This is a genomic window from Flavobacterium celericrescens, from assembly GCF_011392075.1.
In the GTDB taxonomy this organism is placed as follows: domain Bacteria; phylum Bacteroidota; class Bacteroidia; order Flavobacteriales; family Flavobacteriaceae; genus Flavobacterium; species Flavobacterium celericrescens.
Window position 1 is genome coordinate 50406 of the sequence record NZ_JAAJBV010000012.1, and the last position, 16052, is coordinate 66457.

11 protein-coding genes and 1 pseudogene are annotated in these 16052 nt (G+C 30.2%); 10 read left to right on the forward strand and 2 right to left on the reverse strand.

Annotation, left to right across the window (positions count from 1 at the left end):
* Nucleotides 1-74: 74 nt before the first annotated feature.
* Complete coding sequence (locus G4L40_RS12515) at nucleotides 75-6599, reverse strand: alpha-2-macroglobulin family protein (RefSeq protein WP_166237527.1); 6525 nt, start codon at nucleotides 6597-6599, stop codon at nucleotides 75-77.
* A 121-nt stretch (nucleotides 6600-6720) separates the two neighbouring features.
* Here G4L40_RS12515 and G4L40_RS12520 point away from each other — a divergent pair, with 121 nt between their 5' ends.
* From G4L40_RS12520 to G4L40_RS12530, 3 genes are all read left to right on the forward strand, one after another.
* Nucleotides 6721-7398 carry a tetratricopeptide repeat protein gene (locus tag G4L40_RS12520; RefSeq protein WP_317163970.1) on the forward strand — a complete coding sequence of 226 codons (678 nt, stop codon included), beginning with the start codon at nucleotides 6721-6723 and terminating at the stop codon, nucleotides 7396-7398.
* An 87-nt stretch (nucleotides 7399-7485) separates the two neighbouring features.
* On the forward strand, nucleotides 7486-8841 hold the full coding sequence (locus G4L40_RS12525) for a UDP-N-acetylmuramate--L-alanine ligase (RefSeq protein WP_166237529.1): 1356 nt from the start codon (nucleotides 7486-7488) through the stop codon (nucleotides 8839-8841).
* A 57-nt stretch (nucleotides 8842-8898) separates the two neighbouring features.
* Nucleotides 8899-9276 (forward strand): hypothetical protein, encoded by a 378-nt coding sequence (locus tag G4L40_RS12530; protein ID WP_166237530.1) that lies wholly within the window; start codon nucleotides 8899-8901, stop codon nucleotides 9274-9276.
* Nucleotides 9277-9281: 5 nt separating this feature from the next.
* On the opposite strand, the gene G4L40_RS12535 is transcribed toward G4L40_RS12530, so the two are convergent.
* Entirely contained in the window at nucleotides 9282-9923 is a 642-nt protein-coding gene (locus G4L40_RS12535; protein ID WP_166237531.1) for a DUF1287 domain-containing protein, read from the reverse strand.
* 262 nt (nucleotides 9924-10185) lie between these two features.
* Between G4L40_RS12535 and radC the strand changes: the two genes are divergently transcribed.
* The 7 genes and pseudogenes from radC (at nucleotide 10186) to G4L40_RS12570 (ending at nucleotide 15927) form a co-directional block, all read left to right on the forward strand.
* Complete coding sequence (gene radC / locus G4L40_RS12540) at nucleotides 10186-10869, forward strand: RadC family protein (RefSeq protein ID WP_166237532.1); 684 nt, start codon at nucleotides 10186-10188, stop codon at nucleotides 10867-10869.
* 135 nt (nucleotides 10870-11004) lie between these two features.
* Nucleotides 11005-11664, forward strand: a pseudogene (locus G4L40_RS12545) (superoxide dismutase); the annotation flags it as partial.
* Nucleotides 11665-12130: 466 nt separating this feature from the next.
* Nucleotides 12131-12760: an ABC transporter ATP-binding protein gene (locus G4L40_RS12550; RefSeq protein WP_166237534.1), complete on the forward strand. Its 630-nt coding sequence runs from the start codon at nucleotides 12131-12133 to the stop codon at nucleotides 12758-12760.
* Nucleotides 12757-14007 (forward strand): ABC transporter permease, encoded by a 1251-nt coding sequence (locus G4L40_RS12555; RefSeq protein WP_166237535.1) that lies wholly within the window; start codon nucleotides 12757-12759, stop codon nucleotides 14005-14007. The genes G4L40_RS12550 and G4L40_RS12555 overlap by 4 nt, the downstream gene beginning before the upstream one ends.
* Nucleotides 14000-14485 carry a hypothetical protein gene (locus G4L40_RS12560; RefSeq protein ID WP_166237536.1) on the forward strand — a complete coding sequence of 162 codons (486 nt, stop codon included), beginning with the start codon at nucleotides 14000-14002 and terminating at the stop codon, nucleotides 14483-14485. The genes G4L40_RS12555 and G4L40_RS12560 overlap by 8 nt, the downstream gene beginning before the upstream one ends.
* 6 nt (nucleotides 14486-14491) lie before the next feature.
* On the forward strand, nucleotides 14492-15184 hold the full coding sequence (locus G4L40_RS12565; RefSeq protein WP_166237537.1) for a YjjG family noncanonical pyrimidine nucleotidase: 693 nt from the start codon (nucleotides 14492-14494) through the stop codon (nucleotides 15182-15184).
* Nucleotides 15185-15186: 2 nt separating this feature from the next.
* Nucleotides 15187-15927 carry a hypothetical protein gene (locus G4L40_RS12570; RefSeq protein WP_166237538.1) on the forward strand — a complete coding sequence of 247 codons (741 nt, stop codon included), beginning with the start codon at nucleotides 15187-15189 and terminating at the stop codon, nucleotides 15925-15927.
* The last annotated feature ends 125 nt before the right edge of the window (nucleotides 15928-16052 follow it).

Genomic DNA, 16052 nt, shown 5'->3' on the forward strand with positions numbered 1-16052 from the left:
TATTGGCTAAAATAGTTATTACTTACGATTTATAGCTAATGAGTTTTGATTTTTTTCTTAATTGAAAATAAATATTATTCAATCACATTTATTTTATTTGAAATAGAATGTCCAGAAAATTCTGGAGCATACATACTTTGTATAGTAGCAATACCATCATTAAAACTACCAGAATTGTTAATTCGCACATCATATTCTAAAACATAGGTTCCTTTTTTAATTGTGTCAAAGAAGAAATGTGTCGCTACGTCTTTTGTACTCATATAATAATTAAGATTGTATTTTCTTTGATAGTTAGAAATTACATTTATTGGTTCAAAACAAGATGCTCTTAAATCTTTTAGATGAACAAACTCTAAATCATTTTCAGTTTTTATAATTAAACGAATAGTTATTAAATCACCTGTTTTTAAAGTTTCTTTTGTTAAATCTATTAATTCATTTCCATTAGTAGTTTTTATTTTTTTGTATAGATTTTTTGTGACTGAAATTTCAGCTGCTTTGTCAGATTTTATATTTTCTAAATCTTCAAAATATTGCCAATAAACGCCGCCATAGCCTGGAATTTCAGTTTTGTTTTCTACAGAAATTGCTCCCATTTCATTTAAAATTTCATCGGATTTCCAGTTTATTTTAATATATCCTGTTTCTGCTTCTTTATCTTTTTCGGAAAGTTTTTTTGTCATTATTTTCTCATTTCCGATTTTAAATTTGGTGTTATCTTTAATGCTTGTCCAATCATTACCTTGTAAAAGTAACGCATACACTGCTTCAGTTGTGGCTTTAGTGGTTGCCCATTGATTAGTTTGTTTGTTTTTCAATAACCAAACTTTCATTTCCTCAACATACTTTTTGTCTTTTTCAATTTCGTTGAAAGCTTCAATCAGTAGTGCTTGTGTTTCTATTGAAGATTGATACCAATAGTATCCATTACTGTTTTCTAACCAATACATTCCGTTATCTTCATTTCGCGCAGCAGTTTCTTTTAAGTGGTTAATTATTTTATTCGCAAATGCTGCATCGCCAAAACGATACATAGTAAGAGCCAAAAGGGCTTTTTTGTATATAGAATACTGCAACCAATTTGTTTTAAATTCGTTTTTTTGTATAGTTAAAATTGAATCTATTTTTTTAGAAATTGGCATTTTTTCCAAATAAAAACTTCTCGCATACATAAAGTGTAAATTAGAATAGGCATAATAATTTGTTCGCTCGTCTTTTAAGGAACTTGTTTTGATGAAATTTGCATCTAAATAAGGAATAGCTTTTGTAATGATTGGATCAAATTTTAAACTATCTTGTGGAAACATTTTGTTTAAATGACCTAGACCAGCAACAATATGTTGGGTGATATATACATTTTCATCACCACCGTCAAACCATGAAAATCCGCCAGAAGGTTGTTGCTTGTCTTTTAGTTTTTCTAAAGTTTTTTCTTGCGATTCAGTCATCGAATTTATGTCCATCAAAATCGCTAAGCGCTTATTTTTTAGCTCATCATTTTCGGCATCTAATAACCAAGGTGTTTCATTTAATACAATCGATTTTAATTCTTCGTTTTTTGTTAATTTTGAAATTGCTTTCGGATTGTCTTTCCAAGAGTTGAATAATGCAGCAATTTTTGGATTACTATTTATCAATTCAGTTGCTATGAAATTTGCATAATATCTTGAGAATGTTTGTTCTGCACATTCATGTTCATATTCCATTAGATAGGGAAGAGCTTGAATAACAAACCATATTGGATTTGAAGTGTATTCTAAAGTCAATTGATGATTTTTCAATGTTTTTAAATTATTGTTTTTTAAATTTTCAAAAACATATTCTTTATTAGAATTACCTTTTATCCATATAGGAATGCTTTCTGTAATAAGAATTTTATTACTTAAAACAGGTAAGATATTTTCTTCACCATCAGAAAAATTACCTGATTTTGCTACTATTTTATATTGTAATCCTTGCAACCCCTCAGGAATAGTAATTTTCCAATTAACAGCAACGCTTTCTTTAGGTTTACAACTGAAATTTTTTGTGTTTTTCAGGTTCAATGAAATACTATCAATAGGTTTCATTGTAGCAGCATCATAAAGCATTAACATGGCAATTCCAGATTTAATTTCATGAGTCATATTTACTACTTTTGCAGCTATATTTATGGTGTCTTTTTCTCTAACAAAGCGTGGCATATTAGTTTGAATCATTACATCTTTTTGTGAAATAACACTTGATTCAAAATAGCCGTTTTCACCTTTTTTATTGTGGGCATATAAGCGTAATTTCCACTGTGTTAACGATTCCGGTGTTGTAAAATTAAAAGAAACTTTTCCGTTAATATCTGTTTTTAAGTTTGGATAAAAGAAAGCAGTTTCATTAAAATTTGTTCTTGTTTTTACTTGTGACAGTTCTTTTAAAGCATTTTTAGTGGTAATTACTAAAACTCCATTTGCTCCTTGACTTCCATAGAGAGCTGTGCCTTGAGGTCCTTTTAAAACTTGCACTTCTAGAATAATATCTGGTGAGATGCTCAGTAAAGTGTCTGCGGAAGAAATAATCCCATCAATGACTAATAATATTTCGTTGTTGTCTGAAGAAGATTTATTGCCTCTTAATATTATAGAAGTTGAAGCGTTATTTGAGTTTTTTGTGTTAATTTGTAAACCTGAAATTTTTCCTTCTAATTCTTGTGTTAAACTTTTCTTTGTGTTTTGATTTATATCATATCGTTCAACTTTTTGTGTTGCATAAGCTATTTTTTTAGTTTCTCGAGGAATCCCATATGCTGTAATTACCACCTCTTTTAATTCAGATTTTAGTGTGATTGTGTAGTTTTTATTAGAGCCAATTAATATTTTTTCTTTACTATCTAAAAATGAGATTTCTAAAATTTCTCCTGGAGCTGCTTCAATTTCAAATTCACCATCAAAGTTTGTGTTAGTAGTTCTATTGGTTCCTTTTACTTTGACAATTGCACCAACAACAGGACCTAATTCATCGGAAACAATACCTGCAATATTTTTTGCGTTTTTAGGAGCTTTGATTTTAGACTCGATACTGAATAAATATTCTTCATTTACATAAGTGTTTTTCGGATTATTAAAATTAAATCCAAACCAATTTAAATTGGTCTTTTTATAATAATATGCAGAATATAGTTTAACAGCATCATTTAAGTTATAAAAATATTTTTCAGTTAAACTATGAGAATTGAGATTAGGATAATCCGGTGTATTAGTATGATTATAGAAATAAATATTTTCCCAATTTTTTTCCATAAATTGATCCAATGAGCTATCATACATACTTGCCAGAATTTCAGACTGAAGTTTTTGATCTAGTATTTTGAATGACCAAGTTTCTTCGCTTCCAGGTTCAATTTTATTCCGCATACTCTCAACGTCTATTTTTAAAGAAGTTTCTGTATCGTTTTTTTGAATAGAATATGTTTTATAATAACTAATGTTTTCCCAAATTGTTGAGAAATGAAAATTTAAATTGTTTTTGTAATCTGATTTTTTTAAAAACTTAAATGTTCCTTTTCCATTTTCTAATTGAATAACTTGTTCTTTTTCAACAGTGTCTTTATCTTCATAAAATCGCGATGATATCCATAAATCAGGAATTACGGATTGAATTTCTATTTCAATTTGATTTGTGTTTGGTTTGGAAACATCTTTATAGGTGAAAAGTTCATTTTTAGAAAAAGTTGGTTTTTTTGAAACCACCATAAAGTGTTTGCGTTCTGTAATCAGATTGTTTTTAAAATCATAAGCTTCTATAACGATAGAATAATTTCCAATGGCAGCATTTTTTAAAAAAGCTAATGAAATTTCTTTTCCATTTTTTGTATCAAATGGAATAGTATTGATTAATGTTTCTTTGTTTTTATTATCAGATTGATCATAAGGTTCATTAGGGAAAAGTACTTCAAATTCGTTTCGAGATATTGTTTGAATTTCTGGAAATTGTAAAAGTCTTTGCTTTAAAAATTTTTTGCTTTGGTTTTCATATATTTTTATTTTGCCCTTTGCATCGATTGGATAGTTATTTAGAGTTGTACTATTTATGGTTAACTTGTTTGTGTCTTCTATGAATAAATTATTGTTTAGTAGAATATTTAAAGCCAGCATTTCTTTACCAACTTTTACTACTTGGGATGCACTTCTTGTTTCTCCATTGCTGTCAATAACATTTACATTTATTGTATAGTTTAATGAATTGATACTGTCGTTTTTTATGTTTTCAAATGTTGCAGGAAACTCAATTGTAAAATTCCCATTTTCATCTGTAGATGTTTCGGTATTTATAAAGTTTGTTTCTTGAGGGAAATATTGCCCATAAACAGAAATGCTTCTCGAAATACTATAAGCAACTTTAGCATTAGTTAAGTTGTTTCCTGCTAAGGCTTTTGCATTTCCTTTAATTTTAATACTATCACCAATAGTATAATTTTCTTTTATTGTGTCAAATTTCACTTCAAATGTTGGGCGTTTATATTCTTCGACTTGAAATGAAAATTCTTCATATTGATTAAAATCTACATTATCCCAAAACTCATGTTCGTCTTCTTTTTCGTTATAATATTTTGTATCAACCGCATAATGTTCGGCTTCTTCAATTTCAAAATTAAATTCTCCTGTCAACACGTTTTTAGGGATATCAAATTCGCCTGAAAAAGAGCCAAATTCGTTGGTTTGTATATCAAATTCTTTTAAAATAGTATTATTAACATCTGAAATAGAAACATGAACACTCACATAAGGAACCACGCTTTTTATATTATCTATGTTTTGGATTAATATGCCTTTATAGTACAATTTTTGCCCTGGGCGATAAATTGCTCTATCAAAATAGATCATCGCTTTTGCCTCAAAATGTTCATATTTATCATATTTAACTTGACTATTATTGTCGTAAATGAAATTTCTGTTGTATGTTTTTTTAAGGGTATCGTTGTCCTTGAAAATTAAAATACTTTGGTCATATTTTCTTTCATTATCATACTTTTTTAACTTGAAATTTGCTTTCCCTTGTTCGTTTGTAGCTATTGTTTCTTCTTCATTTCTAAAAAACACTGTTTCAATTGGTTTCCCTGTTTTTCTATCCAAAACAGAAAAAGAATCTTTTGTAAATAGATTATCTTCTACAACGAAAAAATTAGTCACTTCAATTCTATCATAGGTAAAAAAAGTTTTTGAATTAAACGAATCTGTTGTAGTTTCTAAAACAACCAAATAATTTCCGACATCCATTTTTTCTAATAAAATTTCTGTTGAATATTGAAAATAGTCACCTTTTGATGGAAGTTTTCTGATGTAACTTTTTATTGGGATATGTTTATTTTTAAAATCTAAAACTAATGAGTCTGTGTTAAAAGTTTTATTATTTCTATAATAATTATTGTTGTTAAACCAATCATTGTTTTTTACAGGCAAAAGATAGTAGCTTATTTTTATTGAATCTATGTTTTTAAAATTAACTAATGCCCTGCTGTTTTGATTTGGGTATATGGTTTTTTCAAACTCAATACTTAACCATTTACTTTCTATATCAAATTTTATTTTTTCTGCGTCCGCTAATGCATTAATATTTACTTTTGATTGAAAAATGGTATCAATTAATGCAAGTGCTTTATAGTGCATATTTATTTTAGAATCTTTAGATGCTTGTGAAGTATAAAATTTAGCTCTGTCAATTCTTAATTGTTGCTTTAGTAATATGTCAGAAGTGTTCTTTTCTAAAAAAGAAATGTGTTTTTGAAAAACAGAATCATTCTGAAAAATAGAATGAGCAAATTTTAATCGTTCATAATAAGCAATGTCAATTTTATTATTATTTGTTGATAGATAATGTTGTTCATTTTTTTGTAAAATCTGCAATAGTTTTTTGAGGTTTTCATCTTCTAAATGAGTTGTTTTATAGTTGATAAATTTTTTTGAATCAACATAAAGGTTCTCAAATAAATCATTGTTTTTATTATTTGATTTAATATCCCGAGTGTTTATTTTTACTTTGTAATGCAAAACGGTTTTTTCAGCTAAAAAATCATATAAGCTGTAGTTTTTTTGATCAATATTTGGAGCAATTTCAAAAACTTCTTTAAAGGAGTCAATAGTTATTAAGCGTAATTTTTTTTCATTTTCAATACAATTTGAAAATGCATTTTCAATTTCTTTTTCAAAATTAGCGCTGGTCCATGTTAAGAAATCATTGTTTTTTTGCTCAGCTAGTGTTGTTCTTTGCTTTATTTGATATGAGAAAGCATTATAGTAATCTTGCAAAATATTTCCATAGATGTAATATAATAATGCCTTCGAAGCTGGATTGGCTTCATTTATTTCTTTTCTTAAGTTTTGAATAATAGTTGTTTGTGCTTTTTCGTCAAAAACTTGCTCAAATTTGGACAAGTAAAAAAAACATTTTACAATTTGAACTTCATTTTTTTTTCGTTTGGCAATTTTGTAAATTTCTTGCACTTTTTTTTGAGCAGATGCAACTTTTCCATCCAATTCATATTTATAAACTTCTTTCCAATGATTGTCATTTTGACAATATAAATTTACGGAAAGCACCAAAAAAAATAAAAATAATAAGTTACGCATAATCGTCTGTTTCTGTATATAGAGTGTAAAAAATTTAAAAAGGTTGGGAAATGTATGAAATTAAATTATTTGTAAGTAAAGTTAACTAAAATCAATTCACTATTTTTGAGCAATGAAAAATATGCAGTTGTTTTTTTTATTTTTTTCACTAATTGCCTTTTCTCAATCTGATTTTGAGAAAGGGGAGAAGTTATTTGCGCAAAAAAAATACAATGAAGCAAAGCAATCATTTCAAGATTATTTAAAATCACACCCAAATCACACCAAAACTATTGAGTATCTTGGTGATATTGCTGGGCATCAAAAAAAATGGGATGAAGCTATCGATAATTATAAAAAGCTTAAAACAAGTTTTCCTAAAGCGGCTAATTATTGGTACAAATATGGTGGTGCACTTGGAATGAAAGCTAAAGAATCTAACAAATTCAAAGCTTTAGGAATGATTGATGAAGTAGAAGAATCATTTTTAACCGCTGCGAAATTAGATAGTAAACATATAGAAACACGTTGGGCGCTTGTGATGTTATATATTGAACTGCCCGCTATTATTGGAGGAAGCGAGAAAAAATCTCAAAAATATGCCGATGAATTAATGGCACTTTCAAAAGTTGATGGTTATTTAGCAAAAGGTTATATTGATGTGTATTTTAAGCGTTATACAAAAGCAGAAATAAATTATAAAAAAGCACACGAAATTGGTAATTCAAAAACTACTTTCGAAAAATTATATGACTTATATTTGAACAAGCTAAAAGACAAAGCAAAAGCTAATAAATTAAAAGAACAATTTGAAAAATAGGTTAAAAGGGTATAGGTTTAATAGTTTAAAAGGCAATGTGTCCAAACTCTTAAACTCATATACCTTTTTAACTCATAAACTATAAAAATGAGAACACATTTCATAGCCATCGGCGGAGCAGCCATGCACAATTTAGCATTAGCCTTACACAACAAAGGATATTACGTAACGGGTAGTGATGACGCTATTTTCGAGCCTTCAAAATCTCGTTTGGAGAAAAAAGGATTGTTGCCAGCACAAGAAGGTTGGTTTCCCGAAAAAATCACAACGGATATTGAAGCGATTATATTAGGAATGCACGCCAAAGCGGATAATCCAGAATTGTTGAAGGCGCAAGAATTAGGGTTGAAAATATATTCGTATCCCGAATTTTTATACGAACAATCGAAAAATAAAACCCGAGTAGTTATTGGTGGATCGCACGGTAAAACGACGATAACTTCGATGATTTTACACGTAATGCATTATCACAATATCGAAGTGGATTATATGGTGGGAGCTCAATTGGAAGGTTTTGATACGATGGTACATTTAACCGAAAATAATGATTTTATCGTGTTGGAAGGTGATGAATATTTAACTTCTCCAATCGATTTGCGACCAAAATTCCATTTGTACCAACCGAATATTGCATTATTGTCTGGAATTGCTTGGGATCATATCAATGTGTTTCCAACGTTTGATAATTATGTAGAACAATTTAGAATTTTCGCTAACCAAATCACGCGTGGTGGAATTTTAGTTTACAACGAAGAAGACGAAGCTGTAAAAGCAGTAGCTGAAGGAACCGAAAATCCAATCCGAAAAATTGCCTACCAAACGCCAAGTTACTCTGTAGAAAATGGAACGACTTTATTAGATACGCCAGAAGGTTCAATGCCAATTGAAGTTTTCGGGGCGCATAATCTTAGCAACTTAGCCGGCGCCAAATGGATTTGCCAATGCATGGGCGTAGACGAAGCTGAATTTTACGAAGCTATTGCCAGTTTCAAAGGTGCATCCAAACGATTAGAAAAAATTGCCGAAAGTGCGAACAAAGTTGCGTATAAAGATTTTGCACATTCGCCAAGTAAAGTTTCAGCGACTACAAAAGCGGTGAAAGCACAATATCCTGATAGAAAAGTAGTAGCTTGTTTAGAATTGCATACGTACAGCAGTTTAAATGCCGAGTTTTTAAAAGAATACCAAGGCGCTTTAGATGCAGCCGATGTAGCAGTCGTTTTCTATTCACCCGATGCTGTAAAAATCAAACGTTTGGAAGAAGTAACCTACGACCAAATTGCACAATCGTTCCAAAGAGAAGATTTAATTATTTATACCAATCCAGTCGAATTCAAAGACTTTTTATTCAGCCAAAATTTAGAAAATTCCGCTTTACTCTTAATGAGTTCAGGAAATTATGGTGGGTTGAATTTTGATGAGGTGAAAGGGTTGATAGGATAATATTACACCAAAGTTTGTCACTCCGGAGGAGTCTCTTTTAAATCAAAATTCAGAATAATGGAAAAAGAATCTAAAATACCTAATGCATTTGTATGGTTTTCTAAATTAAAATTAAACAAATTTATTCCGTGGCATTTTGATACTGAAATTGATTTTAATTCTTCAATTAATAAACAGTTTAAAGTTGAGTGTAGAAATAGAGAAGTTTTAACTTTTGGTCATAGACAAGATTGTGATACTTTTGCTGGTTTTGAAGTTATAAACGAAAGGATTATGGAAAATGTCTTGGTTTTTCATCCTTCTTTCAAAAGTAATATTGATGGCTGGAATATTGTTGAAATTGAATATGAAAATTTTTTCGAGTTCATAAAAAATAGTGTTTTGGAAGATATGAAGGAGTGGATTGAGAATGATGATATAAATGATTATTTGTAAATTAATTAATTCCCATACCTAAAATGCCCCACAATTTTCCAACTCAACAAACAATCTTCTAAAACTTGTCCGCTTCCTACGTTGTGCACAATCATTGGGTTTCCATTACTGGATTTTACGTGAGTCACAATTCCAATATGTGGTAATTTATTACCAATCATCCAAGTGACTAAATCACCTGTTTTGTAATCTTTAGGGTTTTGTGTAATCGGTAAAGTTTTTCCTTTTCGGGAAAAGAAAACTTCTAAATTCGGAACTCTTCTGTGGTCGATGTTTTTATCCGTAGTCTTTAAACCCCATTTTTTTAAATTGGGATATAAAGAAAAGTTAGCTTTCATATCTTCATGCACTTCCTTTTGCAAATCAATTCCTAATTTTCGATAGGCACGAATCACCACATCTGTACAAACGCCCGTTTTTGCAGGAACATCACCATTTGGATATTTTATCCCAACATAATCCGGCGTGTAAACTACTTCAGGATCAATTATCGAAATCGCGGCATTGGATAGTTTTTGGTAGAAATCATTTGGGTTTTCAATGAGTTGATTTGTAGGTTTTGATTCTGTTATTTTTTCAGCAATAGTTTCAGATTTCTTACATCCAAAAGAAAAACAGATTAAAAGTAAAGGAATAAATAGTTTCATGGTTTGTTATTTGTTGTAGATTGAAACGCAATTTTTAAGCCATTTATTTTGAAGGTTTTTTTAAAACCATATAGAAACATAGAAAAATAAGAATTTCATAGTCAATAAATTGATTCATTCATTTAGCTTCTCTGTAACCTAACTAAAATGCCTTATTAAATAAAAAACAAACCTATGTTTCTATGTGGTAAAAGTTTAGATTTTTTTCATTTTTTAGATTTTTTAATTAGCTTTGTTCTTATAAACGCCAAAATAAAATTTTATGTACACGCCAATCAACCAATGGGCCGAAGACGATCGCCCTCGTGAAAAATTTCTTCTAAAAGGTAAGTCTACCTTATCTGATTCCGAATTGCTTGCTATTTTAATTGGTTCCGGTTCTCGAAATGAGAGCGCGGTACAATTGTGCCAACGTATTTTAGCTTCTTCCGAAAACAATCTGAATACATTAGGAAAAATGTCGGTTTCCCAACTTATGCAATTCAAAGGAATTGGAGAAGCCAAAGCCATTTCCATCGCCGCTGCATTAGAATTAGGACGAAGACGCAGAGCTGAAGACGCCATCGAACTCAAAAAAATCACATCTAGCAAAGCAGTTTTTGATATCATGCAACCCATCATTGGCGAATTGCCTCATGAGGAATTTTGGGTATTGTATATTAATAATTCCAATAACGTCATCTACAAAGCCCAACTCTCAAAAGGGGGAATCACTGGAACAGTTGTAGATATTCGAATCATCTTCAAAATGGCATTCGAACAAAATGCAACGGGTTTAATTCTGTCACACAATCATCCTTCAGGAAAATTAATTGCTAGTGAAGCCGATTTAAAAATCACAAAGCGTATCAAAGAAGCAGGACAAACCTTAGAAATTCAAGTTTTAGATCATCTTATCATTACAGAAAACGGGTATTTGAGTTTTCAGGATGAAGGGATTTTTTGATTTTTTTCTAAACACATAGTCACATAGATTTTTAATAATAACCTTTGCGTTTAAACCAAGAATTATAGAAATTTTAAGATTTGGTAGTTTTTTATCTAATCGATAAACCGTAATTTTATCAAAAATTAAAATATCATGAAAAACATAAAACTTTTAGTTGCAACACTTTTAGTAACAGTAACAGCATCGGCTCAGTTTACACAAAAAGCATTGCCTTATGCGTATAATGCTTTGGAGCCATTTGTAGATGCACAAACTATGGAAATTCATTACAGCAAGCATCACGCTGCTTATGTTAAAAATTTAAATACTGCTTTAGCTGGAACAGCGGATGAAAAATTAAGCTTAAACGAAATTTTTGCAAAAGTTTCAACAATGACTCCGGCTGTTCGAAATAATGCAGGCGGACATTACAATCATGAGTTGTTTTGGTCAGTTTTAACTCCTGAAAAAAACACAAAAATGTCGGCTGAATTAGAAAAAGCGGTAAATGAAACTTTCGGAAGTTTAGACGGATTGAAAGAAAAATTAAATGCAGCAGGAGCAAGTCGATTTGGTTCAGGTTGGGCATGGTTGGTTGTAACCAAAGAAGGAAAATTAGTAGTAAGTTCAACTCCAAATCAAGATAATCCATTAATGGATATTGCAGAAGTAAAAGGAACGCCAATCTTCGGAATCGACGTTTGGGAACATGCGTATTACTTAAAATACCAAAACAAAAGAGCCGATTATTTATCTGCTTTATGGAGTGTTGTAAACTGGACAGAAGTTAGTAAAAGATACAAAGCAGCGATGCCAAAACCAGATACTTTTGCTTCATGGCCAGAAATCAAAACCTTTCACAAAGTGATGTCGCAAACTTTCCATCCAAGTGAAGAAGGTAACTTACAACCTATCAAAGAGAGAAGTGCTGAGATGGCTGAAAAAGCTAATGCTTTAAAAATGGCAAAAATTCCAGCGGAATTCAATAAAAAACAAATTGTGGCTTCGGTTAATAAATTAGCTAAAGATAGTAAAGCATTAGATAAATTAGTAAAATCTAAAGCTTCTGACGAAAAAATTACTAAAGCTTTAAATGGTTTACATGACACTTTTCATACCATTGTAGGATTATGTACTCATGATGAAGAATAATTTTGAGATTAAAATATAAATGCCTTGTGATGAAAGTAAATCACAAGGTTTTTTATTAAAATTTATTTAAGAAATTTTTCTTTCCAATTTCTTATCTTGCAACACTAAAATTAATGTTCGTTGAACTATGATTAGCACCAAAAACATCACTTTTTCCTACACCAAAGACCAAATCTTTCACATGCCCGATTTGTATTGTGAAGCGGGAAGTACTTTGTTGATTACAGGTGACTCTGGTAAAGGAAAAACTACCTATTTACATATTTTAGCAGGTTTGTTAAAACCAAAAACAGGCGAAATCGAAATCGATAAAACCGATATCGTTTCTCTTTCTGAAAAGGCAACCGATAAATTTCGTGGAAAGCATATTGGAGTGGTTTTTCAAAAATCGCATTTCATTGGTGCGTTGACCGTTTTAGAGAATCTGGAAATGGCAAGTTGGTTAGCAACGGGTAAAAAGCATACGAAAAGAGCTAGGAAATTATTAGAACAATTGGGAATCGAAAACCAAGCATCTAAATTACCATCGCAATTAAGTATTGGTCAACAGCAACGTGTTTCGATTGCACGAGCGTTGATGAACGAACCAAAAGTTTTGTTAGCTGACGAACCAACATCAAGTTTAGATGATAAAAATGCAGAGAAAGTAATCGAATTGTTGACTTCATTATCGAAAGAATACAAAGCGGCTTTACTAATCGTTACGCATGACAACCGAATTAAAGAAAGATTTATCAATAAAATTACCTTGATATGATAGCAAAATTAGCATGGAAAAATATATGGTTCAAACCATTAAATACCATCTTGAGTGTTGTTTTGCTAACCTCAAGTGTTGCGATTATTACAACTTTAATTTTAGTAGAAAAGCAATTTGAAGAAAAGTTTACCAGTAATATTGAAGATGTAGATTTGGTTTTGGGAGCTCAAGGAAGTCCTTTGCAATTGATTTTGTCTTCGGTGTATCAAGTAGATTCGCCTACGGGAAATATCAATTATGATTCTGCTAAAGTATGGATGAATAATCCGTATGTAGAAAAAGCAATTCCGTTAGCATTTGGTGATAATTATCGAGGATATAAAATTTTAGGAACAACACACGATTATTTAGTAAAGTATAAAGCAAAATTAGCAGAAGGAAAACTATTTGAAAAGAATTTTGAAGTGGTTGTTGGTAGCGAAATTGCTCAAAAATTAAATTTAAAAATTGGAGATGAGTTTTATGGCTCTCATGGTGATGCAGAAGAAGGAGAAGTTCATGAAAATTACGCCTATAAAGTTGTTGGTATTGCTTCTAAAACAGGTAAAGTTGTAGATAATTTAATTTTATGTACTATTCCAACGGTTTGGCAAATGCACCATGGACATGAAGAAATTCCAGCTCATGGAGAAGAAGGACATATTCATGAAGAAGGAGACGAACATCAAAAAGCGGATTTGACATTAGATGAGCCAAATATGGAAATTACAGCAGTTCTGCTAAAAATTAGAAATCAAATGGCAAAATTAACATGGCAACGTGTAGTTCCTCAAAACACAAAGATGCAAGCTGCTTCTCCAGCATTTGAAGTCAATCGATTGTTTGGGTTGTTTGGAATTGGTGTAACTGCTTTGCAATATTTAGCATACGGCATTATGCTTATTTCAGGAATTTCAATTTTTATTGCTTTGTTTAATACATTAAAAGAGCGCAAAGTTGAATTTGCCTTAATGCGTGTCAATGGAGCAAGAAGATTTCAATTGTTAAAAGTAGTTATGATTGAAAGTTTATTGCTTTGTGTTGTAGGATTTATTTTTGGTACGATTTTGGGAAGAGTAGCATTAAGTATGTTGTCTAATTCTTCTGAAGAAGATTTTAAAATGAGTTTTAACCCATACGAGTTTCTTTGGCAAAAAGAAGGAGCTTTATTTTTAGTAACACTATTTGTTGGCTTTATTGCGGCGTTAATTCCAGCAGTAAAAGCCTATAACTTAAACATATCAAAAACATTAGCCAATGCGTAATTTTATTAAAATAGCTTTAGCTCTAGTAGTATTTATTTCATTAATGAGTTTTGAGAAAAATTCAAAAACAGAAAAGCAGACTTTTGCTAAAACAACAGTTGCAAACGATACGTTGACATGGAAACTATTAGGAGATATCAAATATGTTCGTAAAAAACATGCAACGTATGGAGAAGTAGAATTTCCTCAAGTGAATCTGAAATTAAAAGGTTATCACAATAAAACAGTTTATTTGACTGGTTTTATTGTGCCTATTGATAGTAAAAATTATGCTTTGAGTAAAAATGTATTTGCTTCTTGTTTTTTCTGTGGAAAATCGGGACCAGAAACTATTACGGGTTTGAAATTTAAAGGTTCATTGCCAAAATTAAAAACAGATACTTATTTAACAATTAAAGGAACATTTAAAGTCAATGAAACAGATGTAGATAATTGGATTTACAACATTGAAAATGCCGAAATTGTTTCTAAAAAATAAGAAGACTTGCAAAATTTCAAACATAAGAAACACCTTTTTTTTGATTTAGATCATACACTTTGGGATTTTGATAAAAACTCAGCCTTTGCGTTTGATACTATTTTCAAAGAGCAAGGATTTGAAATTTCTTTACCAGATTTTTTAAATATTTATATTCCGAGAAATCACCATTACTGGAAACTGTATCAAGTAAATAAAATTTCACACGAAGATTTACGTTATTATCGCTTGAAAGATGTTTTTGATGCTTTGCAATATGAGGTCTCAGATAAAATTATTCACCAACTTTCGGAAGATTATATTAAATATCTTCCCGAATATAATAATTTGTTTGACGGAGCAATTGAAATATTAGATTACTTAAAACCTAATTATAAATTGCATATTATAACAAATGGTTTTGCTTCGGTTCAAACTAAAAAGCTCAAGAATTCTAATATTGATCATTACTTTGAAACCATAACCAATTCCGAAATGGCAGGTGTTAAAAAACCACATCGAAACATATTTGATTTTGCCTTATCTTTGGCGAATGCCTCAAAAAATGATAGTCTAATGATAGGCGATAGTTATGAAGCTGATATTGTTGGAGCGCAAGATGCTGGAATTGAAGCTATATTTTTTAATGAGCATAATAGTGATATTGAAAATCCAGTCCTACAAATAAAACATTTATTAGAATTAAAAAATATATTATAATTATGAAAAAAATAATTTTGTTACTGCTTCTAATTACTTATTCGTTTTCATTTGCACAAGAAAATTACAAGTATATAATTGTTCCTAAAAAATTTGAATTTTTCAAAAACGAAAATGAGTACAATACTAATTTTATGGCTAAATCTTTTTTTGAAAAAGAAGGTTTTAAAGTATTGTATGATACCGATAATTTTCCACAAGAATTAGCAAATAATCGTTGTTTAGCATTGTCGGCAAGAGCTGTTAAGAATAGCAATATATTGGTTACAAAGATTACAATTGAGCTAATTGATTGCTACAATAAAGTGGTTTATATTAGCGATCAAGGAACAAGTCGAGAAAAAGAATTTCAAAAGGCATACACAGAAGCTTTTAGAATTGCTTTGTCATCAATGTCTGGAAAATTAAATTTTAAACCATCAGGAATAAGCAACGAGATTGTAATTGCCACTCCAATTGAAATGAAATCAACTCCAGAAGTTGCTCCAGCTGTGGTTGAGGAAGCTACTGCTGTTGCAACAAATAGTAACCAACTTTTTGCAATTCCTACATCAACAGGATATAAATTAGTCAATGATAAACCAGAAACAATTTTTATTTTAAAGAAAACTACTGTAGAAAGTGTTTTCATCGCTCAAAAAGATTCAAAGTCTGGAATTTTAGTTAAAAAAAATAGCAATTGGTTTTTTGAATATTATTTGAATGATAGTTTAGTTTCAGAAAAAGTAGAGGTTAAGTTTTAGTAAAAAGTAAAAAGTAAAAAGTAAAAAGTAAAAAGTAAAAAGTAAAAAGTAAAAAGTAAAAAGTAAAAAGTAAAAAGTAAAAAGTAAAAAGTAAAAAGTAAAAAGTAAAAAGTAAAAAGTAAAAA

Bases quoted from the DNA above. Each gene is read 5' to 3' on its own strand.
- G4L40_RS12515 (WP_166237527.1), bottom strand. From the start codon at position 6,599: ATGCGTAACTTATTATTTTTATTTTTTTTGGTGCTTTCCGTAAATTTA.
- G4L40_RS12520 (WP_317163970.1), top strand. From the start codon at position 6,721: ATGCAGTTGTTTTTTTTATTTTTTTCACTAATTGCCTTTTCTCAATCT.
- G4L40_RS12525 (WP_166237529.1), top strand. From the start codon at position 7,486: ATGAGAACACATTTCATAGCCATCGGCGGAGCAGCCATGCACAATTTA.
- G4L40_RS12530 (WP_166237530.1), top strand. From the start codon at position 8,899: ATGGAAAAAGAATCTAAAATACCTAATGCATTTGTATGGTTTTCTAAA.
- G4L40_RS12535 (WP_166237531.1), bottom strand. From the start codon at position 9,923: ATGAAACTATTTATTCCTTTACTTTTAATCTGTTTTTCTTTTGGATGT.
- radC (WP_166237532.1), top strand. From the start codon at position 10,186: ATGTACACGCCAATCAACCAATGGGCCGAAGACGATCGCCCTCGTGAA.
- G4L40_RS12550 (WP_166237534.1), top strand. From the start codon at position 12,131: ATGATTAGCACCAAAAACATCACTTTTTCCTACACCAAAGACCAAATC.
- G4L40_RS12555 (WP_166237535.1), top strand. From the start codon at position 12,757: ATGATAGCAAAATTAGCATGGAAAAATATATGGTTCAAACCATTAAAT.
- G4L40_RS12560 (WP_166237536.1), top strand. From the start codon at position 14,000: ATGCGTAATTTTATTAAAATAGCTTTAGCTCTAGTAGTATTTATTTCA.
- G4L40_RS12570 (WP_166237538.1), top strand. From the start codon at position 15,187: ATGAAAAAAATAATTTTGTTACTGCTTCTAATTACTTATTCGTTTTCA.